Here is a 23406-nt window from a genome sequence, read left to right as displayed (position 1 = left end):
AGGAGCCGTCTTTTCACAATTAACTAATCAGTTATTTCCTTGCCGCAAAGCGAATTCTTTCCAACGCATTAAAGCCCACTTGGGATTGTAATCGAGGAGTTTTCCCACTTCTTGCCATTCAGTTAGTCCCAGTTGCAGCTCGTTTTCCATTTCTTGCAACCGATAAAGCAGCCAACCTTTTTTGTACCCGCACTCTTGCTGAATTTTTAGCAGTCGATACACCTGCTTCATTTTCTTGGAGTCAGGTAGGGGAGAGACTTGAGTAAAGTTAGCGGGCAAAACTTCAATGAGATTTTGACGCTTAGTTTCAACCTTCTCTTCTGCGTCAGCTTCTTGTTCAACTGTCTCTGGCTGTTGATTGAATTGCCGTTCTGGTAAGCTGAGTGTTGCACCACAGGCTGGGCAATGAGCGCTACCACTGTTCCATTCAGAGCTGGTAGGGCGAAAGACATGGTTGCATTCACTGCAAGTATGCGTATTTTTGTCAGGCTTGATTTGAGCTGGTTCTAAACTCCAGGCAATTTCCGAATCGGGCCAAGGCAATGTAGTGTGATTGTGCGTGTGGTCGAGCACGAGCGCTAATTCTTTGCCAGGGGCAGGACGCAGCGCTCGTCCGATCGCCTGCAACCAAACAATGAGACTCTGAGTAGGGCGACAGAATTGGACGCATTGAATGCCTGGGACATCCACCCCCTCGATTAGCAGCGAATGCTGGCACAGTACCAACGTTTCTCCTCTGGCGAATCGGGAGAGGATGGTACGTCTAGTTTCTGGCGGTGTCTTGCCGTTGACTTCTTCTGCTGCAATTCCGGCGTCACAAAAAGCGATCGCTAATTCCTTAGCGTGAGGTACGGAGACGGCAAAAACTACAGTACGCAACCCAAAGGCGTGTTTCTTCCAGGTGGCAACGACATCGCCCAATACCAAGGTCTTTTTGACGTATTCAGTTAATTGTTCGGTATCGTAGTCTCCATCTGTCGTTTCGATACCTGCTTGCTGGGCATCAAGGAGTTGGGAGGCGGCGTAGATTGAGAAACGACACAAATACCCCTTCTCGATGAGTTGCCCAGAGGAGGGACCGCTAACTAAACTATCGAATCCAGGAACACCTTTGTCTAGCGATCGCAACCCTCGCCCATCCGGTCGGTTGGGAGTGGCAGTGACACCGAGAATCTTCGCTCCTGTCTCCCTGTAGTGCAGCATAATCTCACTATAGGTTCTGCTAGCACAGTGGTGCGCCTCATCAAAAATTACCAGTGCTGAGGAAGGCAGTTCTCGACGTACCAGAGTTTGAATAGAAGCCACTTGAATCAGGGCGTCTGGGTCAGCTTCATAACCCGCTTTGATGATACCAACTCTTACTCCTAGCATCGCTAACTTATCGGCAGCTTGGGTAATTAGTTCTTCTAAATGAGCGATGACTAAGACGGGTTGGTTTTTGGCGAGGAAGGTGGAGGCAACTTCAACAAAGCAGATTGTTTTCCCGCCTGCCGTTGGGAGGATGGCGAGAACACTTTGATATCCTGAATCCCAGGCAGTAAAGATGTCTTGAACGAGAGATTGTTGATAATCTCTTAGTTGATAGAATTTAGAGTTTTTTGTAGTAAAAGGATTAGTGCTGTTAGTCAGAAAGCTGTTCATTAATCAAGGGGTGAGAATGACTTCACCCCTCGCACGTTGGCAGCTTTTTAATCAAATTTAATTAACTTGAAATCCTCTCTTCCTCTCAACCCTTCGCGTACAGTTGGGAGAGTACAATAATCCGGGTCTGTAAGGTCATTAGTTCGGGATTACCCTGCTTTAATGCGGCTTCTAACTCTAGTAGAAAAGGCAAGGTGTGTTGGAGATTTTTCAGCGATAGAGGTCTGACTTCTTTTTGCAGGATGTAAACTCGTTTAGGATTGCCTACACTAGCTGCTGTAGCAATAGCGTTTATATCCCTTTCCCCCTCCACTACCATTAGCTTCACCCACAACCAAGTCCGGAACTGCGTTACTAGGGTGGCGACAATCTTCAAAGCTGGCTCATTACGATTGAATAAATCGTTGAGCAGAGTGAGAGCTTGTGAAGTCTTGCCAGTGCGAATCGCATCGGCTAGTTGCAAACTGGTGGTAGTGTTGCTAGTTACCAACTCTCTGACAACCTTCTCTCCCAAAGGCTGCTCGCTTTGTGCTGCATAAGTCTTGAGTTTTTCCAGTTCGGCGTACAACGCTCTTGTGTCATTGCTGACGGCTTCTGTGAGGACAGAGACAGCAGAAGGCGTGAGCTGCACCCCCACTTGAGCGGCTACATCTAATACCCGCTGCCATAAATCTTCTGTGCGCCAACTGGGGATGAGGGAGAATTCTTGTATCCGAGCGTGAGCTAGTAGGAGTTGGCTGGACTTGAGTCGTCGGTCAACTTTGGCGCAAGTCAGCAGTAGCACTGTTGTGCTGGGTAGTTTCTCTATTGTCTGTTGAAGCTTTTCTAACAGGGGAGGAGGGTATTGTGAGAGGAGGGTTGTATTGGCTAGCCATACCATTCTCAATGAGCCGCCCAAGGGAGGGCTTAATGCGGCTTCCAGTGCTTCAAGGGCAGCATTGAGGTTGTCGTGAGAATACACAGAGTAATTGAAGGCTAACCATTCTGGCTCTACGGTGCGGGAACGCAAGGTAAGAGCGCTACGATGAATGGCATAGTTATCATCGCCGCAATAGATAAATATCGGCATGAGGGTTGTGATGGGAAATGTTTTCACCCAAACAACGGCGGCAATTTTCTGTTAGTTTTGTTAGCAATTGTATCCTCTATGGTTCAAGAAACGGCTATTTCCAAAGCGATTACTAAGTTGAGCGATGTTCGCAGTAAATTCAATACAAAACTTAGCGTTTGATACCTGGATCAAGGCTAGCTGGCAAGAGTTTATCGCTGATTATTCGAGATTTGAAACACTTGTCAAAGTTAAATTGTGCGTGTCGCTAAGAGAATCGGGATTGCAATATGAAGGCAGCAGGAGAATTATCCAAGATTTTGAGCTAGAAGTTGGGGGTGCAGTGAGCGGGTGAAAGTTCAACAGCTCAGTGATAGCTTCAAAGAATACATCACTGCCGTAGGCTTCTAAAATTAACTCAAGTTTCTCACTACATTTAGAAATATTATTGGAATTAAAGTCTGGGTTAGGATTCATTAACTATCTTCCTGACAAAGCTATGGTGAAAACCCCTCGCTCTACCTCACAATCGTACTTCCTCAATATCATCTAAATTGAGCAGTTCTTCTCTTTTTGGAGGTTGGTTGTAGGGTTTGATTATTTTCGGAAGTGGAAAAGGCTTCCCTTCTTGCTGGTAAGCCTTTAGCCATTCGTTCAACTTGTTAAGCAGGGCGGTGAGACACGAGCGTGTCATTCGATGCAAAGACTCATCATATTCAAACCTAAAACTAACTGGCTCTCTATCGAACTGTACAAACCAATAAGTAAACGAAATTTCTTCGGGTAGGTAATCGCTGTTTTCTGCCAACACGTAAAGGTAAAGGCGTGTTTTCCAATCATTTTCTAATTGCAGAGAGCTATTAGGTAGAGTTGCAGTTGTCCACTCGATAATCTGAGCTTGATTATCATCAGCAAGTAGCAGATTATAGACTACACTTAACAAATGTCCTTCACACATCAGAGTGCATTGATGGTCACACTCTTTAAAAGTGTCAGGTTCGTCAGAGAATATTTCCGGTGCTGCTAGCTGTAAGCCACTAATCCAGCGTTGCATTTGCGGATAGGCATTAAGCAAAGGCTCTACAGGTAAGCCCATTAATAGTTGCTTCATTAAGAGATGAAAGTGGTTCCCAACTTCTTGAGAGTGTCGAGTTTCTGGATTTGAGGGTGATTCTTTTTGTTCGATGTGCAGGCGCTGGAATAGAGTTGGGTTAGTTTCGAGGAGGGAGAGGGATTGTTGAGAAAGATTTAGCATTATTGGGGGTTGATTTTTACTTCACCCCAAGCGAAAGCTAAAACAGTTTAAGTTGACGATTTCTCACACGTCTAGCCACAATCTCAATGGTTGATTCTTTGGCAAAAGCAGGAGGATAGACGAACCTTAGCTGCCCATCCACCGCAACAATTTTACGAAGTAGTTGTTTGTTGCGATACTCACCCCGTCGATTCGGTCGGCTGTTAGGAATAAAATCGGCTCCCGTACTGACGTAACCAATGTCGAAAAACTCAAGGTCTTTGCGTTTGTATTCTGTAATCTCCACAACCAGGCCGTAGAATCCTTTTGGCCAGTCACAGACGCGAATCACATCATGAAGCTCTAACAAGTCTGTGACCGTTGGTTGTCCTGGAGGTGTTTGTCTCGCTTCTAATTTGGGAATTTCTACACGAGGAAGTGATGATGGAGTTGGAAATCGAGTGCTATAGCAAGTGGAACTGACGTAGCGTTCTCGCACGCTTCCCGACTCATCAATTGTGAGGCGAAGGAGTCCGTGATTGACCGGACGTTGGCGAAATCGCGCCCACATAGCTGCGCCCTCTCGCTCAACTAACTGTATGACCTGCTCGCTATCAGCATCTGAATGTGTGGTGGCTATCCATGCCAAAAACTCCCGACAGGCTTTGAGTTTATCTATATCCACAGGTTGCCATTGGTCGTGAGGGGCTGCCCATTGAGCTTCATCAGGGGGTTCCATATCTCGCTCTAGAGAAGCAATATACAGCATTCCCTCACAGGGCTGATATTCTGGCTTAGGTGGTTTTGGTCCGAGACAGCTTGTTAGCTTGTAACCGATAGCCAAATAGTCCTGAATGACTTGAACTACGGGAAGGGGAAGCGTATCGAGAGGGAAGACAGACATGGGCGCACTCTAGATGTGAAATAACTTGTGAATGCGCCCAAAAAGCTAAGTTTTAGGATGGGTTTTTCATTTCACTACCAGAGCAAATCGCTGAAAACCATGCCTAACTGGGGGCTGTGTTACAAATGAACAGAAATCTTCTAGGGGTAGCTAAGTTATGCCAGTTCGCTTCATCAACGATCGCTATGCTCTATCCCCCAACCCGCGTGCAGGCGGGATGGCTGATGTCTATCGCGCAAGAGACTACGATCTCGAAGAACGGCTGGTTGCTGTCAAAGTCTTTAAACACGGACAGATTGAAGCGGATATTCTAGCTGAGTCCTTCAGACGTGAAACCCAAGCCCTTAAAGAATTGAAGCATTCCGGCATCGTGGAACTTCTCGATTCAGGCAAGGATGAAAGTACGGGTGAATACTTTGTTGTCCTTGAGTGGATGGAGAAAGATTTAGAAGCACTTCTTTTAGAATCACCACCAGATGGATGGGATTCATTCTGGAAAGCGGTAGCTCTTCCGATACTAGAGGCTCTTGCCTTCTCCCATAATCGCAACTACATCCACCGCGATATCAAGCCCAGCAATATTTTAGTTGGCAGTGCTGGTAAGGTAAAACTCGCTGACTTTGGCATATCTAAGCTCAGGAGTTATTTGCGTCCTAGTGTTACTCTTAGGGAGTTTGTATCTCGCCCCTTCACACCACCAGAGGCTGATGATGGCTCTTATTCTTACACCCGTGATGTCTTCAGTTTCGGTGTCTTGGTACTCAAGTGCCTGACACAAGTAAAGCTTGTCGATTACGATAGCATCACCCAAGCACTCGATGCCTTTGATGCACCCACTCAAATTCTTGAAGTCATCGAGCGTGCTGTTTCCCTCGATCCAGCAGAGCGCTACCATAATGCCGAAGTGCTACTAGCTGAACTGAATGCTATCCAAGGGCAGCGATCGCAACAATGGTTAACTCCGAAACGCCCTTGCTACCTGCAACTTACTAACAATGCTTTGACCAATCTTCGGACTGTACTTGATGCGCCTCAAGATGAAATTCAAAAGATTATTTTAGAGGATTTGAATAGTGGATGTGGAATCTCACCTTTAAAGAAATCTAGTGCAGCCAATAGGGCTGACGAGTCTTCTGAAGGTCATTACTCTATATTTGGATTTTCCTACAGATATCATGTAGTTGTTGAGCGAGATTACCTAGTCATTATCAACGCCCAAGATTTTTCTAGTGCAATACTAGAACAAAATAGAGAACGTGCATGGATTCCACTCTATGAATTCAAATTTGGAAAACCGCTGAATAGATGGGAAGCCGAGGAGGTTATCAGAGAGCTTCAACTGGCTATAGAAGAACATGAAGCAAATCTCCGACAGACAAAGGCAGAAGAAGAAAAGCAACGGTTATTCCGTATTTGGTGGGATATTCTCAAAGCTAAGACAGATTGGGAAAGAAACCGAGAGAAACCGCTTCAATATACAAGCTTTACTCGCGATGGTAACCGCGTTATCTTTCAACTAGCAGAACTCCCAGAAGACGATCTTGCTGGACAACCTCGCCATGTGACCAACATACAAGGATATAGCTATCTAGGGGGAGATGTTGAGGAAGTCAGAGGCGACGAATTAGTTCTTTATGTCAGGTCTGGAGAACCAGAGCGACTTCCAAAAAGCGGTGAGCTACGCTTTGATAGCCGTGCTGCTGAAGTTGCCCTAAATCGACAGAAAAATGCCCTAGATGCTGTTCGATTTGACCGTGCAGTCCGCTCTGACATTCGCCAATTACTTATCAACTCTCAAGAAGTCCGTATTCCTGATGTTAATAAGGATATTCAGTTTATTCAATCTCTAAATCCCTCTCAACAACAAGTTGTTAAAGCGGCGCTAACGACAGAAGACTTCTTGATTGTCCAAGGACCACCAGGGACAGGAAAAACAACATTTATTACAGAAGTTGTTCTGCAAACCCTTAAACAAAACCCTGAGGCTAGAATTTTACTCAGTTCTCAAACTCATGTAGCACTAGATAATGCACTAGAACGGATTAAAGCGCAAAATTCTAACCTCAATTTGGTGCGGATTGGCAGTCATGAACGAGTGTCAGAGAATGTTCACTCGCTTTTGCTGGAAGACCAGATGGAGCAGTGGAGAGAGGCAGCGATCGCTAAAGGACAGGAATTTATTAATGATTGGTCAGCGCAGCGGGGTATTTCTCAGCATGACAGTGAAATAGCCACACTATTTCAAGAAATGAAAAATCTAGTGACAAAGATTGAAACTCTCCGAGGAGAAATTAATATCTGGAAGCAGGATTTAGATGAAATACTAGCGATAAATTACGACCCCGAAAATCCAGATTCATTGTTAGAAGCTAAGATACCAAAGAATAAGCTAGAGGAATGCCAGAGTATTGAATCTGAAATTAGTCTCCTGCGTAAGCAGTTAAAAGAAGCACGAGAGCAACAGAAGGAAAAAGCCAAGCGCCTTAAAGAATTAACGGGAATTGCTACTAATAAACTGTTGAGGCTATCGACTGAGGAGATAGAGGAGCGGATAAATCAACTCATCGATCCGAATAGTCCAGAGTCGAAAATGCTCCAGCGATTGCTGAGTATTCAGGCGGAATGGTTCGAGCAGTTTGGTCGAGATGAGAGATTTAATACACCTCTGATTAAGCGATCGCAAGTCATAGCCGGAACTTGTATCGGCATTCCTAGAGACATTCAAGATATAGAATTCGACCTCTGTATTATCGATGAAGCTTCAAAAGCTACGGCAACAGAAGTATTAGTGCCGATAGCCCGCTCGCATCGCTGGATACTCGTTGGCGACCCGAAACAACTGCCACCATTCCAAGATGAAGCTAGTAGAAATGCTGATTTTCTCAGCAAGTATGATTTAGAACCAGATGACATCAGGGAAACATTATTTGATTACCTACTTAGGACTCTCCCTGATGGGTGCTGCAAAATGTTAACCATTCAACATCGGATGGTTGCACCAATTGGTAATCTTATCAGTGAGTGCTTCTATGATGGTAAACTCAAAAGTGCTAGAGATGATGTAGATAAAAACCTGCTTCAAGTTTTACCACAGCCTGTAACTTGGTTGACAACAGCTAAACTCCCCAATTGTCGGGAACAGTCTGCTAATTCTAGCTTTAATAATCCCTGTGAGGCCAAAGTCATAGTTGAGCTTCTAAATCAGCTCAACCGGATGGCAGTAGAAGCTCAGAAGAACTACAGTATTGCTGTCTTAACTGGGTACGCAGCACAGCTAAAGTTGCTCAATCGCCGATTGGCGTCATTATTAAACAACTGGCAAGCCTTGAAAGTTGAGTGCAATACAGTTGACGCCTTCCAAGGACGTGAGGCAGATATTGCCGTGTACTCCGTGACCCGCTCTAACAAAGAAGGTAAGGTAGGTTTTCTACGTGATTCAGAGCGAATGAATGTGGCTTTATCAAGGGGTAAGGTTGGATTAGTTATTGTAGGAGATCACTATTTCTGTCGAACCTTGAGTCAAGACAATCCATTACATAGAGTTCTGGAGTATGTTGAGCATCACGAGAAAAACTGCGTCCTTAAGGAGGCTAGCCGATGAATTTAGAAGAATCAGCTCCTCTCACCCCAGAAGAACTGCGTCGTTATGACAATCGAACAGGTTTTGACCTTGTTTGTTGTAAAGCCGTCGGTTTACCCGTTTATAAAATTACGGTTCAAGCGCTAACCCAACTCCGTAAGCCAATTCCTCCGATAGAAGAATATGTCTTAAAAGCTATTGACATTGGTCTTGCCTCAGAACAGGATATTGCAGGTTTTCTGGGTCTGGAGCAGCCGATTGTCAGGGATGCAATGATTAATTTAAGAATAAGTGAGGATATCGATCTCATTGCCCCTGATAGCTCTCTAATGCAAGTTTGGCAATTAACTAAGAAAGGAAAGGAGACTCTCCGTGCAGCCAAAATTGTTGTTCCAGAGGAGCGAACCTTTGATATCAACTTTGATGGACTCCTACGACATCCTCGTTGGTACGGATACTTGGAGTCAAGTTTGCTAAAGCCTAAAGACTTACGCAACCAAGGAATTATAGAAATTGAACCATCGCCGAATAAACCTCCAGAATTGTCAGACCTCAAACTCAAAGATGTGGATGCAATTATTCACAAAATTGAGGAGAAAATTAAAGCAAGATCCAAACAAGAGCGTGATTTGCTAGCCTTGAAAGCTATTGAAAGAAGGCAAAGGTTTTTCCAACCTGCCTTAGCACTAATCTATAAGGCAAAAGATAGTGATGATGTTCAGGTTGCCTTTGCTATTGATGCTGTTCTATCCAATGAACATGAAGAAGCCTTTGCTCGTACTGATGGTGTTAGAAAACTTCGCATTCTAGAATCATTGAGGGAAAGCACGCCCCGAAAGCTGGCTGAAGAAGTTTTAGGGCATGATTTTGTTGCTCAAGCTCCATTACAAGAAGTTGAAGCTCTTAAGGAAGAAGTATCTGCGGCTCAAGCTCAGCTAGAAGAACAAATAAACACAACTCGAAACAGTATTGAACAAACTGAGGACGATGAAGCAAAACTCATTCTTGAGCAACAACTTCAAGAAGCACAACAGCAAATAGAGGGACTTAAAGCCAAACTTGATTCGCGCCTAGCTTCAGTTCCTATGCGATGGTTAGAGATGTACGAACACCGTCCGCTTCTGGAACAGGCTCTAAATGATAGCCAAGAACGTCTGATGATCATCTCTCCTTGGATTCGAGCCAGTTCTGTGAATCAACAGTTTCTCCAACAGTTTGAAAAGCTTATCAAGCGCGGAGTGCAAGTTTTTATTGGATACGGGTTGGGAGAAAAAGACAACGATAAAAGGTATCCATCTGATATTAAAGCAGAGGAGAATATCCAAAAATTAGCACGTCAGTACAAAAATAGTTTTGTCCTTAAGCGTCTGGGAGATACCCACGCGAAAATCCTTATCTCTGATACAAAATTTGCTGTTACTACGAGTTTCAACTGGCTTTCCTTTAGAGGTGATCGAGATCGCACGTTCCGAGATGAGCGGGGGACACTTGTATCTGACCCCCAGAAGATCGATGAGCTGTTCGACAGTTACAGGTCGCGATTTGACCAGTGAATTTGAGGTTAGAGCACGAATCGCTTTATTTTGCCCAACTCTTAGCGATTTTGATTTCAACTTCTACGGGAATTGGAGCTAAATATTGCTCTCCCGTTTCTACCATAACTCTCTCCAAAATTTGGGCAGCTTGAGTTGCCGTATCGAGAGGACATTCAATCAAAATTTCATCATGTACTGTGCCAATGAGCTTTGCCCCTGTCCCCCTTAAAGCCGCAGGCAATTTACCTAGACTGAGTTTGAGGATATCAGCGGCTGAGCCTTGGATAGGGTGATTAACTAGTTCGGTGAACGGTGGCTTTTTTGACCACAGCCGTCTGCGTCCACTTAGAGTGCGCCCGCTTCGCTTTACTCCCTTCTTTACTTGTTCGTGCCACTTGGTAAGTCCTGGATACAAGCGAAAGAATTGTTTTTTAAAGCGGGTAGCTTGGTAGAGGGTAAACTCCAATCCGTATTGAGAGCGGGCATAAACCACAAACTTTTTAGCCCCCATCCCAAATGCCAAACCAAAGTTAATTGATTTGGCGATTTTTCGTTCTTCTTTAGTAATTGTATCAAAAGGCTTTCCTACTACAAACGATGCGGTAAGTTGGTGCAAGTCTTCTCCCTTCATGTAGGCAGAAGTCATTGTCGGCTCGCCAGTAAATTTAGCGATAACTCTTAACTCGATTTGGGAAAAATCTCCGCTAATTAAGCAATTGCCTGCTTCGGGGACAAAGCACGAGCGAAATTCGTTCTTGTTGGGAATTTGTTGAAGTGGGGGGTGAGAACAACTGGCTCGACCTGTTGCTGTACCCAACTGGTAGTAGTCTGGATGCAGTCTTTTAGTGCGAGGGTGGATATGTAAGGGGAGCTTTTGAATATAAGTCGTAAGCGCCTTTGTTGTCTGTCTGTATTCCAAGAAAGTGGAGACGGCTGGATGAGTGGCGGCATAGGTTGCCAGGTGAGAAGCGTTTGTTTTCGTAGCAGGAATTCCCAGATTTTTGAAGGCTTCTAAGACTTGGAACGGGCTGTTAAGGTTGACAGTTTGAGTGAGTTCTGGAAACAGGGGCAATTGGGCTGGTGTCGCCAGTGTTTTCATTAGCTCTTCTTTGAGCTGTTGCGCTAACGAGTTGTAATTCTGATGTAAAGCGCTCCAAGCGTTGACATCTAGCTTCATACCAGTGAGTTCCATCTCCACAAATGCTGGCAGACAGGCAAATTCCATCTCGGCTACTTGAGTCAGTCCGGCTGCCTCTAACTGTTGTGAGAGAATGCTAGAAAGTGGTAGGAGGATAGCCGCGTCCCGTGCGGCGTACTCTAGTTGTGAATCTGTTAGCTCACCACTCGACCAATTGCCAGTTTGCTCGGTTTTGTCTAAAGTCTGTTGCAGGTACTTTATCGATAGAGCCTCCAAACTGTGGTCTATCCCTCTTAACCCAGCTTGAAGCACCTGCGAAGCAAGCATTGTATCAAAGAAGGGACCACTAACTCGCACTCCGGCTTGGGTGAGAAACTTCAAGTCAAACTTGGCATTTTGGAAGATTTTGAGAGCGTTTGAGTTGAGGACTGGGTTTAGTAGTGCAGTAGCTTTGTCTTGAATGGCTACCAAGTCCAGCAGCAAGACTGGGTGGTTGGGAATAGCGAGTTGTAAGAGTCGGATGCGGTTGGTGAAAGGGTCTAAGCCAGTGGTTTCTGTATCGATAGCGAGGCGATCGCTAATTTTAAAAGGTTCAAGGATTGGCTCTAAATCAGTGGCGTTTGTAATTAGCTGATAAAGCTCGTTTTCCTTTTGGCGTGTATAACAAGAAGAGAGCATTGGTTTATGACATAGCTGTTGCTTGGCAACCAATGGCAGTGCTCTTCCCTAATGGCTGTAAGTTATGCTTTATTTTTGTATCGAGCCATTACTTTGTGAATTATCGTATCGAGCATTTCTAGATCGACCTCGTGATACAGCTCGCATTGTTTTTGTTTGTCAAGCTGCTTTGAGGGCAGTTTTCCATGCTTTTCCTTGTATGCCTCTGCCGCTTCCATCTCGATGTGCATACGCATATCGGCTGTTGTTTTGAGCTTGAGAAATTTCAAGCGATCGCTTATAAACCAACTTTCTTTCTCAGTTTTAGGTTTTGATGAAGCTTTATAAGCTGTTGTTGCGGCTGAATCGTCCTTGAGTACCTCTGTAACCACCGTTGAATCGGACGCTTCTTTTGGCGCAGAACTGACACGGGTCTTTGACTCTAGCTTTTGGCTATTAAGCGATTGCGAACCATCACTCTGTTCGCCGATATTAGAAAAATAAGCCTCTAAGATCGGAATAATTGAGGAATACCATTTAACTTGAGGCCCACTCCACTTATTAGTTTTTGAGGTACTCAGTAGGCTCAGACCCTGTTCTTTTCCTTCTTCAGTTAACTCCCAAATTCTTTTATCTTCATGCCGTATTTGATACCCCAAATCAACCAAAGCCTTGTTGATATCGGCTGGCTTAATCTTTCGCCCCAAGCTTTCACTCAGTTGTAGGGAAACATCTGTTGCCGTCATACCAACTTCTGGCAAGGACTGTGTTGCGCCGAGTAGAGATGAGGCTTGTTGGCAGACTGATTGAATCATCAAGTCGTCGGGATAAGCGGCAGCAAGGGCATTAAATTTCCACTGTCCAATTGCAGCTTGACTTAATCCCGCCTCTTCTAACCATCTAGCAACATGATCGATTAGCTGCATTCTTGAACTCAACTCGTCAGCTGTTGGGTAAGAACTCTCGGTTTGGCAAGACTTGCCATTGGGTGAGGAAGACATAGAAAGAATGCAAACTCTTTAAATACCTTACCCTGCGCGATTGCATCTTCTGGCAATACATCATCCTTAATGACTCACTTCGATGTTCACCTCAATCGGCTTTCCTAGTGCCTTGCTCAAAGCACTCTCGATATCAGCGCGGCTATTAGTGGCGATTTTAGCGAGGCTGGCAGATTTGATACCAACACGAGCCACAGACCCCTCTACGTCGAGTAAAGAGCCGTGATTTGAGAGCAAGGATTTGTTGAGAGGAGAGAGATAGCTTAGGGAAGTTTGCCATACTTTTTCCCAAGTAACACTGACACTGCTAGTGAGTTCCTGCTCAGGCTCTTGAAATACTGTCAAAGTGGGCTGAGTACCGGTACCATTTTTTGACGTGCTTGTTGTTGGGCTTTTCCGTCGTGGAAGGGAGGAAAAAGACGCGGTGACGCGGAGAGTGGGAGACGCGGAGAGTTTTTCTCCATTCCCAGCGTCAGAGTGTCCCCGTGTCAGAGTGTCAGCAATAAGGGGCGTGGTGGTTGTAGCAGGTGTCGTCGATGTCTGAGGGGACACCGAAAGTAGAACGGCTTCTAACCAAAGTACAGGAACTTGTGTGTTAGTGAGCTGCCGCGAACCGACTTGGAGTTGCTGTAGAGTGTGTTGTAAGGCGGTGATGTCCCAGTGTTGGGCTAACTCACACAGTTTCTCCCAACTCTGGGGGCTGACCGTTACCAGGTCAAGTCGAGTCGGACTCGTTAAAGCAATTAGTAGCTCTCGACAACTACTTGTTAGGGTTTGCAGAATGGTCAGTGGCTCAATTCCAGCATCTACCAATCGTCGAGTCACACAAAGCAAGGCTGTGAAGTCCTTCAGTGTAAGCGCTTCTATCAGGGCAATGGAGTCACTCTCGCTCACCGCTCCCACTAACTCCCACACCGTCTCTGGAGTTATCTGTTTGGGTAAAAGACTCAACTGGTCTAACAGACTCTGAGCATCCCGCAATCCCCCGCTAGCGATTTGAGCCACTAGGTTCAAGGCTTGTGGAGTAATATCGATGCTCTCAAGTTCTGCGATCGCCTTCAAGTGCTGTACCATCGCGTTTAGAGGGATGCGGCGGAAGTCAAAGCGTTGCGTGCGACTGATAATTGTGGGCAATAACCGCTCTGCATTGGTGGTAGCAAGGATAAAGACAACTCGTGAGGGGGGTTCCTCTAGAGTCTTGAGTAAGGCATTTAGTGCCTGAGTTGAGAGCATATGCGCTTCATCAATTAAGAAGACCTTGTAGCGGCACATCATAGGAGTGAACTGAGCACTTTCAATGAGTGTGCGGATATTATCTACCCCAGTGTTGCTAGCCGCGTCGATTTCGATTACATCTAAGGAAGAACTAGACGCGATCGCCCGACACACTTCACACTCTCCACAAGGATTTACAGTGGGTTGGTCAGTGGAGAGGCAGTTGAGGGATTTGGCAAGAATGCGAGCGCTGGAGGTTTTGCCCGTCCCTCTGGGTCCTGTAAACAGGTAAGCTGGAGCAATTCTTTGCAGTCGTATGGCGTTGGTTAGGGTAGTAGCGATCGCGTCTTGACCGACGAGCTGTGCAAAGGTTTGAGGACGGTATTTTTGATGCAGAGGTTGATATGACATAGCAGAGGTATGTGAATTTCACCCCTGCCGTCGCTGCCTGATTATTTGATTAAATTAACTCAACTTAAAGCCAGTTTTGATCGATGTATTGCTCCGGCTTGGGTTGAGTATCAAAGGAAACGGTTCGTAATAACCCGTCTTGCTGATATTGTCTTATAGCCTTCAGGGCTTGCTCTACTAACGCGCTCCAAAGTGTTGACAGATCATCGTAATAGTACGCTTCTGGACTATCCGGATGAGTTACAACAATTTGATATTTCATACGTAAAAGCTATGGGATTTTTTCACCCGCTACTTTGGCAATTACACTCCCGTTGTGTTTCATCCAAAAGTTACCATATCCTGCTCATGCTCTTTGGAAAGCTGCTCCAAATGGCGAGACACATAGCTTTTGAGCCGTGCGTACCTCCACCCTACCTGTAATCCCAAATCTTCAGGTGTGTTCTCTCGCTCGCCAACAGCCTTTTTAATTAAATTTAGGGCTTTTCTTGACTCAGAGTTTAGAGTGCGACGGTAAGATTTCCCTTGGCTGCACCCACACCAAAATCTCTGACTTTGTGAGGTTTTGTGAATCTCTTTCTCGTATTTCTGCAAAGCTGACTTCAACCATTTCAAGTCTTCGCCTCGCTGTGAATTCTCAAGGCGTTCTTTTTCAGTTAATCCTCTCCTGCTATAACTAACCCTATACCACCCGGCTTCTACTGAGATTAAAGCTGCCTCAAATTCCTTGAGTTTTTTTTGCGAATCTAACCTAATCATTTTCCTACTTAAGGCAATGACTTTTTTAATTCCACTTTGACAAAATTCTAGTCATAGTAGAGTGATTTTCATCACTTTTTGATGTGATGAATAGCACAATTATCTCACCTTAGAGTACAGGTATAAGGTCAGATGTGGTTTTACAGATTAGTTATTGATGTTTTTTAGCTTATTTAATGACACTAAGTATTTGTCTCTATATTTTGCTTTTGCCATTCTCTTCGCCTCTCTTCTACTCCACTGTTTGACAGGAGGGAGTTCAGGCACTTCTTTGAATTTATTGAAGATTTCCCAGTCTCCTGTAATTTCGGCTACGACTCTAGCTATGACTTTGCAGCATCTGTTAGGGTAGCAGACAACTTGCTCCTCAGCAAATCTGACGACTATCCAGTTGTTCTCTAGAAAAAAAGCGTTCCGATTTTTGTCTTTGTCTTGGTCGTCGCAGTGGGTAGGTTCTTGAGTTTTATAGTAATAAGGTTCGTCTATTTCTATATCTATGTACAAGTTCATAAATTTGTCTACATAGGTAAAATCAGCACTGTAGGAAAGGTCGCTATGAGGAATAGGGAGTTCCAATCCTTGATGAATTGACCCTTGAAAATACTTGTTTAAGTAACGCTTGAACTGCAACTCCGACACGCCTTGTGGAGCGGCACTATACCCCTTGGGCAGCAGAGCTTGATTGAGTGAGACTTGGAGTTGTTTTCTGTAGCCCGTAATAATTTTGTTGTACTGTTGTTGCTGTTTTATCCGAGCAGCATATAACTTTTTGTACGCTTGTAACTGTTTTTCATATTGTTTGATTTGGCTGGCGTCTTCGTCTGGAAGTGACTTTTGGTAAAACTGACCTTGGGAGACTTTTTTCCATGAAAATACGAGGGTATAGCTACAAGTGAGTAAGAGCAGAGCTAATAACCCGATAGAGAGATTGGTAAAGAATATAGCTCCAATCAAGAGTAGGAAGTTAGCGACAAAAGCTAGTTTTAACACTAGGGTTTGACTAACTTCGTTGACCTGAGACAATGAGGCAACATTTTTCAGGGTGGGGGCATCGGGTAACGGTGGAATTTGGTGAGTTTCTGCCTCCACAGTGTTGAGAAATTCCTCTATAGGTTTGGGGTAAAGGATAATTGGGAAATTTGGCATATGGAAACGGACACCTCCCTACTCCCTGAACAAATGCCTTGAGAGCTACTCCACTGCTACGGCTTCTTTTGACAAGGTATATGTTCTGCTATTCCCAATTTTAAGGAATCTCAACATCAGTACATGAGTATCTTTCCATCACCTTGTGTTATGCCTGCTCATCCTTGTTCTCAGTTTCAGGAGGGTCAAAAACTACTTCAAACTCCGCTGCCGGCATGAAGCGGTTAAGCGTTCTTTTGTGATCTAGAGCATCACTACGATTGTAGAACCTAGCAACCGTGTAGCGTCGTAGGTCGGGTAAGAGGCGAACAATTGCCCAAGGGCGGGTCGAGTCACCGCCCAGATGAGGAGATGTGGAGATAGGCTTTCGGGGACAGCGTTGCTCTAAATTCTCCGCATCTTCTGCTTGGTCATCAGGCTTTAAAATACCTTTATCCTCAGAGAGAGCGCTTTGTACGAGCGACATAATCTTAGACCGTTCCGGTTCGGTATTTTTAGGAATTAAACTCCACTCATCAATGGGCGTAGGTAGCCACGTCAGTACGTAAGAAATGCTTTCTTTACTCACCTTCCAAGACAAGCGGCGGTTTTGTTTTCGACATTGATAACCTTGCTGTCTGAGAACAGCACAAATGTTTTCGCCTTGAGTCTTCAGGCGCAACCAGTCGGTATGCCTCATAAGTTTTCTAATTAATTGATAAAGGGAGTTCGAGCGATAAGCTCAAAGACATCGCTATGGCTTATCGCGTCGGCTTGCATGAAACTTGCGATCGCTGTTAACCGGTTCAGCAGGCGGAAAGCCTCTCCAACAGTCACCTTATATCAAGAGGGCTGTTTAAAGAAACGCTCTGATAACGGGATTATTCGCACTCTTGTGGCTGTTGTTCAAGCTCAAATTGTGCTATGAGCTGCTGAGGGGTCAGCTCAAACGTGGACAAAAACCAGTCAGCGAGTGCTAAAAGTCGCTGATACCTATCCCCCGGTTCTCGATGGGAAACAGCAGTGGAGTCACCAAGCCAGTGCTGTACCGTCGAGGCAGAAACTCCGCACAAAAGCCCGATTTCCCTGTAACTCACGGGTGCCCAGAGAATTGAAAAGTCTTGAGGGTGCAGTCTACCCCACAGCCAGTTTTGAAAGGCTCTAGCCTCGGAGTTCTCTTTATTCAAGAGTCACCTCCTCCACCCTTGTGTCGTTGAAAATCAGCGAGCAATTCTAGGTCTTCTTCAAAAGCCCAATCTTCTTTGCAGAAGGGATAGCTAGAGCTATTGGGGTGTAAGCGTACAAGGTAATGCCATCCTGTCACTTTATGGACAGTTTCGGTTGTCCACACGCGGTCGATTACAACACCGTAGTCATGGGCTGAAACATAAGCCCAAACTACTTCGTTCCCTATAGAAAATTGAGGAGGATGCTGTTGGCTATTAGCTGATTGATAGAATTGGGTATGAGTGGAATTATTTAAACTTGTTTGCTCATCCAATGGCTGGTGTTTTAGTACGTTGACTATCTTCAGAGCGAAGAGGGTGTGGTTGGTTAATGGGCGAGAGCGTTGACTCATGAAGGCAAGCGGTTATGGAGAAACTTCAACCCATCCACAAGGAATACACTCTGAAACAGAAAAGAAAATTTTTTGAATTGTTCAAAAATATTTATTAGCTATCAATAAAGTGGACAAGTGCAATCTTTTTATTTGACTTTGACTTACTTCGTATTTCTTGATAGCTGACTCCACTTATACCTGAATCTCAATGCCTTCCCCTCTAGACATCTCCAGGGAATTTTGCCGTTACAAGCTGGCAAACAAGCGGTGTCGGTTTGCACGTAAAGTCACATCTAGTGAAATTTTGACAACGGAGTTATGGGGCTTCCAGCCCCCACTTGCCGTACATAACGCACATAAAGTGAAATTTTAGGGGGCTACTCGATGATGGTGAGTGAAATTTGTGTCGTTCTCACGCTTCACTTTATGCGCGAACCCACAGAATTTCAACTTATGTGCAAACCGACAATTTTCAACTTATGTGCAAACTGACAAAAAATCCAGATGCTCTGGTCGGTTGATGCCGCTCCTTGTAAGATAATGTTCTGTTATTTTACATGGACTCTTACGGCAAAGGAGGGAAAATAAAGAATGCGCTCCCTCCCTCATTCATTCATAATGTCGGCTTCCCCAGATTCTTCTTCCCCTAGTCCTCGATCGCCAGCACCTGTGCCAGCTTCTGGTGCTAGTCCGATTGACCTGAGGGAAGTGCGGGTTGAGGAATTTTTAAAAGCGCGATCGCTTTGCGCCAACAGCAAGACTGCTTATCGGCGGGAACTGCGACGCTTTTTGGCGTGGACGGAGCGCCCGATTAGCCAAATTACGCCCCGACAAATCGTTCAGTACAAGGAACACTTGGAAAAATCGCTAGCAGAAAGTTCAGTCAATCGGGCGCTTTCTGCTCTGAAAAGTTTTTTTGGCTGGCTGCTGGCGGCGTATCCCGACAGTCTTTCCACCAATCCCACCTCCTCCGTAGCGCTCTTCAAATTGCCGTCGCCACCAGCATTTGATCTCTTGGATTCAGAGGTGGAGGCGCTCACCAGAGCGATTGGGCAGCTTCCGCCCGACCACCAAAGGCGAGATGCAGCCCTGGTAGCTGTTCTGTTGCACGGGTTGCGAGCAGGAGAAGTGGCAGCGCTCAATCTGGGAGACTATGACGGGATACGCTTGACGATTCGCAAAGGGAAAGACGATAGCGGCGGCACTGTTCCCCTCAATCGACAAGCACGCGAGTGTCTCAATGCTTACCTAAAGGAGCGACGGCACTTGGGAGAGCGCTACGCCAAGCATCGTCCGCTGTTTTTGTCTCAAAGTCCAGTTCCCGGTAAAGAAGAACGGCTGGGATATCAGGGGATTTATTACACGATTAAGGGGTTGGGGCAATTGGCGGGAATTGAGAACCTGACGCCGCATCGCTTGAGGCACACCTATGCTACAAACCTGTTATTGAAGGGCATCGACAGCTTGCACGCTCGAACTCTAACTCGTCACAAGTCAGAGGCTAATTTCAAGCGCTACGCCAAACGTGCTCTATCGGCTGCGGCGGAGCGTGCCTTTTATGAGGCGATCGGGGAAGAACCGCCAACTCCTTGACCGAACCGTCGTAGATAGCGTGGATGCGGTAGACCTCTGCGAGAGCGCAGTTTCAATAAGTTATGCAAGGAATCAGGAAAAGGGGAATCTCGCCTGTGAGCGGAGGTTAGATGGAAATTCTGATGGAGTTGGATGTGCTTGAGCAGCATCTGGTGGGAACACTAGCATGAGTGGGGCAATCACTCCTAATCTATCCTCATCAGATCATCAGAATTGAAAACCTTGGCGACAGATTACACAGCTTTAGTGATAAGAGTGGCAAAAATGCTGTACCACTCTTCGTTAGATTTAGATCCCCTGATAGGTAGGGCAGCTACGGGGAATATCAGTGAACCGTATGATTCAACTCGGACAAAGGCTTTACTAGAGTGGCTCTCACAGGCAGGACTGTGCGATCGCAAAGGGCGCATTACAGACTCAACCCGGTTTCAAACCTTCTTGAGCCATGTACAAGGTGCTATATGGGCTTATGCCGATTCGGAAGAACTTACCCCAAAAATTCAATTGGTTCTAACTAATCCTGTATGGTTAAATATTGCTCAATCTCGCCAGACTATCGATGTATTTCGAGACTTAATTCGTTCAGCAAGTCAAACTTTGTGGATAATTAATCCCTTTTTTAGTCTTGACAATCAACAGGTTAATACCCTAATAGAGCTATTAGCTTGGCAATTGCAACAGGGCAACGTAAGCGTTCGACTTGTACTGCGAAGGGCTATTCCTGGTAGCCGAGAGTTTGTTTTGCCAACTTTACGAAGAGTTCGGAGTTTAGTTTCCGAGCAAAACCTTCACTTACTCAAAGCATATAATCTAGATTATGATGGTATTAAAAGCCGTCAAACTTTTCATTCAAAGATGATTGTTAAAGATAATCAATCTGCTTATATAGGTTCAGCAAATTGGACAAAAAATAGTCTAGAGGGTGATATAGAATTTGGCTTGTTAGTCGAAGGAATTTTTGTAGCTCAGCAGCTTGTCCCCATGCTTCAAAAACTCATCGATCGCGCTGAGCCAATTCATTTGGAGACACTTTGATGGGTTTGAGAGCCTTAGACTTATTCTGCGGAATGGGCGGTTTATCTTGGGGATTGAAGGAAACAGGCTTGATTGAACCTTTATGGGCGATAGATAATCACGAGCCTGCTTTGGCTCTTTATCGACGTAATTTACCCGATACTTATGTACTAAATATTGACCTTTCTAAGTCCGCAAATCTTAGAGATTTGATTGAAAAAATTAGATTGAATGGTGGAGTCGATCTAGTTGTAGGAGGAAGCCCTTGTCGGGGTTTTACACAAATTCGGAATGGTCAGGATACACATTCAGATCCGAACAATCGTCTAGCTATTAAATTTGCTGAGATTGTACGGGAGTTAAGTCCGTTAGCTTTTATTTACGAAAATGTGCCTCAGCTAGAAAAATCTAGAGTTTTTAAGCGATTTATAGGCAGGTTGAAAGGGCGAAATAATTATCGGGTTGCCCATGCAGTACTAGAAGCTGCAAACTTTGGAAATCCTTCTCGACGAGCCAGATTGATTGTGGTGGGGATTCGATGGGATTTTGGGCGTCTTCCCATTATTCCAAAGGGAGTGGATATTCCCCATCAACAGTTTTGGCTGCGAAGAGTTGAACAAGATGGAAAGATAGGCTACTGCTCAAAACTCCAGGAACCTTGGCGCTCTTGTCTGCTTGACCCAGATGACTGTCGATTAGTCAATGTCGAACAGGCGATCGCCGACTTGCCCATTCTAGAAGGTAAAACGAAAGGAAGCAATCGTTCTTACGGGGTTCCACCACAAAGTGCCTACCAGCGTTGGGCAAGACAGTATACCCAGGAAACAGATGGTCATGTAGTTCCACGGGTTCGACCAGAAACTAGAGAGAGGCTAAAAGCGATCGTGCCTGGTGGAAACTGGCGAGATTTACCAACTCCCTTAACTTATAGAATTCCATTCGAGCCAGCCAGTGGACAACTGAGGCGAAGTCATTACAGTGCGTATCGTCGGCTACTCCCTGAAAGCCACAGCCCCACTGTACAAGGTCATTCAGATTTTGCCTACCATTACAAGTATGAGAGGGCGCTTACGCCTCGTGAGTTAGCTCGGTTAATGGGCTTTACTGATAACTTTCAACTGGGGCATGAGTATGACTCAGTCGTCCAAGCAATTGGTAATGCTGTGCCTCCACCACTCTCCAAAGCAATTGCTGAGTCACTTCTTGAGCAATTAAACTAGCAAGTAGAAGCAAGAGCTAAATTCCTAGAGAACCTTGACTAGAGTTAAAGATGTAGGCTTACGCACTGAGGGGTGCCAATACTACATAGGGCTTGCTGAATAAGTCGGCGAAAAACAACCGATGGATTAATCAGTTATTTAATCCTGGAATAATAATGAGCTTTTGTTGTTGTTAATTCCCACAAGCATAAGCCGAATTAATAGTTATCGAGAAAAAAGGCGTGATGTTGTGTATCGCACAAAAAAAGACAAAAAAACTGCCGTAGCAGGGTGGAAAGATTCATGACTAAAAAAGTGATAGCAATAGCCGTTTGAGAAGTATGAGGCAGTTTAGCCATGACGCGATTCAAGCTAAATCTTCGCTTTGAGATGCCAAATTTTCCTTCAATAGCATTGCGAACCTTCTCGTCGTCTAAGGCTTGTTTCTTTTTGTCTGAGCTGACATTAGCTGGAGGTCTGCCTAAGGGGGGGCCACTTATTCTAATCCCTCTTTCTTTACAGAATGCTCGATTCTCGCGATTTCGATAAATTCTATCTACATGTACTGATTCGGGATAGACTCCTGTGTGCTGTTTAAATGCTTCTATTTGGGCTTTTAAGTCTCCGGCTTCATTAAAGTTATCCCAGCTTATACGGTCTAAAAAGACATATCCATCTCTGACGCTTGCTGCTAGTTTAGCTCCAAATTCTACAGGTTTTCCGGCTTTTCCTCTCACAATTGGACGGATATGGGGCTGACTTAAACTGACTATTCTGTCGTCAATTCTCTGGGCTTTATTCTCATACATCCATTGCTGTTGACGGTAAACTTCCGCCACCACCAGCAAGCTCTTATATTGAGAGATGCTCAAACCCTCAAGTGCTTCTCCTGTCTGAAGGAGTTGGTCAATGTGTGATAAATTTCTTTTTATATATTTCAGTTGTTTTTTTATAGCTTTTCTTCTCTCTTTTCTTGACGATCTCCGTTTTTTGGCGACTTTCAAGTAATCTTTCCGAGCGAGGTTTCTATAAGTTTTTGGCTTTTTCTTTAGTCTCCCTTTTAGGGGCTTATAGAGAGTATCTATTATCTTTTCCGTTTTGACTCTGGCTTGATTTAATAGACCCAAGTCATTGGGATAGCTGATATCTCCTGGCGCACAGGTAGCATCCAGAATTAATTTCCCTTGATTCGGGCTTTCTCTTGTTTCTTGCCTTTCTGAGAGTGAGCTTTTTTTTTAGATTCCTCCTCTGTTTCTTCCTGAATCTTCTTTACCATTCTTTGATTTATTTGATTTACTAAATCAACATTTATCCTTTCTCTAAATCTTACCAAAAGTGAGGCATCATAAGGGGCTTCGTTGCTGTAATGCTTTCTCCCTATAAAGTATTGTAAGTAAGGGTTTTCTTTTATTTGTTCTACTGTTTCCCGATCGCTTATTCCTAATCTTTCTTTGATTATTAATGAACCCAATGCCATCCGAAATGGCAGCGCAGGTGCCCCCATATCAATAGAAAAAATTTTGGCGTATTCCTCTTCAAATTCATCCCAGGGTATCAGATTTGCCATGATTACCCAACGGTTATCTTGTGATAACTTTCCCTCAAAGGGCAGCTCAAAGTTTTCCGGTGGGGTCGGGCTTGAGGAAGCTTTTCTGTACATTTTCCCTGCTCTTGGTACAAGGATTTTGTGGGATTCTACCAGATTTCCTGGGAGCTGAACAACTTTCAAGACCGCTCAAACTATTTATAGCTAAGGGTTTCCGGTTTTTACAGCAAACCCTACATATAGGG

General features: G+C 44.9%; 19 protein-coding genes. 6 read left to right on the top strand and 13 right to left on the bottom strand.

The annotated features are described in order from the left end of the window. Window positions 1–27 precede the first annotated feature (27 nt). Both MIC7113_RS31045 and holA read right to left on the bottom strand, forming a co-directional pair. Window positions 28–1641 (bottom strand): DEAD/DEAH box helicase, encoded by a 1614-nt coding sequence (locus tag MIC7113_RS31045; protein ID WP_015186152.1) that lies wholly within the window; start codon window positions 1639–1641, stop codon window positions 28–30. Between the two features lie 85 nt (window positions 1642–1726). Next, a complete protein-coding gene (gene holA, locus MIC7113_RS31040; RefSeq protein WP_015186151.1) occupies window positions 1727–2710 on the bottom strand; it encodes a DNA polymerase III subunit delta in 984 nt (327 codons plus the stop codon). A 124-nt stretch (window positions 2711–2834) separates the two neighbouring features. Between holA and MIC7113_RS37405 the strand changes: the two genes are divergently transcribed. Beyond that, window positions 2835–3044, top strand: a complete 210-nt coding sequence (locus MIC7113_RS37405; protein WP_041781482.1) for a hypothetical protein — start codon at window positions 2835–2837, stop codon at window positions 3042–3044. Window positions 3045–3212: 168 nt separating this feature from the next. Here MIC7113_RS37405 and MIC7113_RS31030 read toward each other — a convergent pair whose 3' ends face one another. Together MIC7113_RS31030 and MIC7113_RS31025 are read right to left on the bottom strand one after the other, a co-directional pair. Next, window positions 3213–3944, bottom strand: a complete 732-nt coding sequence (locus tag MIC7113_RS31030) for a PD-(D/E)XK nuclease family protein (protein WP_015186149.1) — start codon at window positions 3942–3944, stop codon at window positions 3213–3215. Between the two features lie 37 nt (window positions 3945–3981). Further along, complete coding sequence (locus MIC7113_RS31025; protein ID WP_015186148.1) at window positions 3982–4827, bottom strand: hypothetical protein; 846 nt, start codon at window positions 4825–4827, stop codon at window positions 3982–3984. A 157-nt stretch (window positions 4828–4984) separates the two neighbouring features. Here MIC7113_RS31025 and MIC7113_RS31020 point away from each other — a divergent pair, with 157 nt between their 5' ends. Both MIC7113_RS31020 and MIC7113_RS31015 read left to right on the top strand, forming a co-directional pair. Further along, window positions 4985–8428, top strand: coding sequence for a serine/threonine-protein kinase (locus MIC7113_RS31020; RefSeq protein ID WP_015186147.1), 3444 nt, complete (start codon window positions 4985–4987; stop codon window positions 8426–8428). After that, window positions 8425–9960: a phospholipase D-like domain-containing protein gene (locus MIC7113_RS31015; protein WP_015186146.1), complete on the top strand. Its 1536-nt coding sequence runs from the start codon at window positions 8425–8427 to the stop codon at window positions 9958–9960. Before MIC7113_RS31020 ends, MIC7113_RS31015 begins: the two co-directional genes overlap by 4 nt. A 25-nt stretch (window positions 9961–9985) precedes the next feature. Here the strand turns inward: MIC7113_RS31015 and MIC7113_RS31010 are convergent, their stop codons facing one another. The 8 genes from MIC7113_RS31010 to MIC7113_RS30970 all read right to left on the bottom strand — a co-directional run bounded on the left by MIC7113_RS31010 (window position 9986) and on the right by MIC7113_RS30970 (window position 17827). Then, window positions 9986–11791 carry a bifunctional 3'-5' exonuclease/DNA polymerase gene (locus tag MIC7113_RS31010; RefSeq protein WP_015186145.1) on the bottom strand — a complete coding sequence of 602 codons (1806 nt, stop codon included), beginning with the start codon at window positions 11789–11791 and terminating at the stop codon, window positions 9986–9988. A gap of 29 nt (window positions 11792–11820) precedes the next feature. Then, window positions 11821–12738 (bottom strand): hypothetical protein, encoded by a 918-nt coding sequence (locus MIC7113_RS31005; protein ID WP_041781480.1) that lies wholly within the window; start codon window positions 12736–12738, stop codon window positions 11821–11823. A gap of 66 nt (window positions 12739–12804) precedes the next feature. Next, window positions 12805–14364: a DNA polymerase III subunit gamma/tau gene (locus MIC7113_RS31000; RefSeq protein ID WP_015186143.1), complete on the bottom strand. Its 1560-nt coding sequence runs from the start codon at window positions 14362–14364 to the stop codon at window positions 12805–12807. Between the two features lie 64 nt (window positions 14365–14428). Further along, on the bottom strand, window positions 14429–14626 hold the full coding sequence (locus MIC7113_RS30995; protein WP_015186142.1) for a hypothetical protein: 198 nt from the start codon (window positions 14624–14626) through the stop codon (window positions 14429–14431). 644 nt (window positions 14627–15270) lie between these two features. Next, complete coding sequence (locus MIC7113_RS34045) at window positions 15271–16269, bottom strand: hypothetical protein (protein ID WP_015186140.1); 999 nt, start codon at window positions 16267–16269, stop codon at window positions 15271–15273. Window positions 16270–16417: 148 nt separating this feature from the next. Next, window positions 16418–16948, bottom strand: coding sequence for a hypothetical protein (locus MIC7113_RS30980; RefSeq protein ID WP_015186139.1), 531 nt, complete (start codon window positions 16946–16948; stop codon window positions 16418–16420). A 181-nt stretch (window positions 16949–17129) separates the two neighbouring features. Then, a complete protein-coding gene (locus MIC7113_RS30975; protein WP_015186138.1) occupies window positions 17130–17435 on the bottom strand; it encodes a hypothetical protein in 306 nt (101 codons plus the stop codon). Further along, window positions 17432–17827: a hypothetical protein gene (locus MIC7113_RS30970; RefSeq protein ID WP_015186137.1), complete on the bottom strand. Its 396-nt coding sequence runs from the start codon at window positions 17825–17827 to the stop codon at window positions 17432–17434. Before MIC7113_RS30970 ends, MIC7113_RS30975 begins: the two co-directional genes overlap by 4 nt. Window positions 17828–18427: 600 nt before the next feature. On the opposite strand from MIC7113_RS30970, the gene MIC7113_RS30965 reads away from it, so the two are divergent. The 3 genes from MIC7113_RS30965 to MIC7113_RS30955 all read left to right on the top strand — a co-directional run bounded on the left by MIC7113_RS30965 (window position 18428) and on the right by MIC7113_RS30955 (window position 21636). Beyond that, the gene (locus MIC7113_RS30965; protein ID WP_155898294.1) at window positions 18428–19402 is read left to right on the top strand and encodes a tyrosine-type recombinase/integrase; all 975 of its coding nucleotides are present in this window, start codon (window positions 18428–18430) and stop codon (window positions 19400–19402) included. A gap of 264 nt (window positions 19403–19666) precedes the next feature. Then, window positions 19667–20437 carry a phospholipase D-like domain-containing protein gene (locus MIC7113_RS30960; protein WP_015186135.1) on the top strand — a complete coding sequence of 257 codons (771 nt, stop codon included), beginning with the start codon at window positions 19667–19669 and terminating at the stop codon, window positions 20435–20437. Beyond that, window positions 20437–21636 carry a DNA cytosine methyltransferase gene (locus tag MIC7113_RS30955; RefSeq protein WP_015186134.1) on the top strand — a complete coding sequence of 400 codons (1200 nt, stop codon included), beginning with the start codon at window positions 20437–20439 and terminating at the stop codon, window positions 21634–21636. Before MIC7113_RS30960 ends, MIC7113_RS30955 begins: the two co-directional genes overlap by 1 nt. Window positions 21637–21833: 197 nt before the next feature. Here MIC7113_RS30955 and MIC7113_RS35645 read toward each other — a convergent pair. Further along, window positions 21834–23275, bottom strand: a protein-coding gene (locus MIC7113_RS35645) for an IS5 family transposase (protein ID WP_390464103.1) whose coding sequence is annotated in 2 segments (ribosomal slippage) — window positions 21834–22852 and window positions 22852–23275 — 1443 coding nt in all. Because the reading frame shifts where the segments join, the coding sequence is not laid out codon by codon here. Window positions 23276–23406: the final 131 nt, after the last annotated feature.

Source organism: Allocoleopsis franciscana PCC 7113 (assembly GCF_000317515.1).
In the GTDB taxonomy this organism is placed as follows: Bacteria; Cyanobacteriota; Cyanobacteriia; order Cyanobacteriales; family Coleofasciculaceae; genus Allocoleopsis; species Allocoleopsis franciscana.
This window is presented reverse-complemented; position numbering and strand designations above follow the sequence as displayed.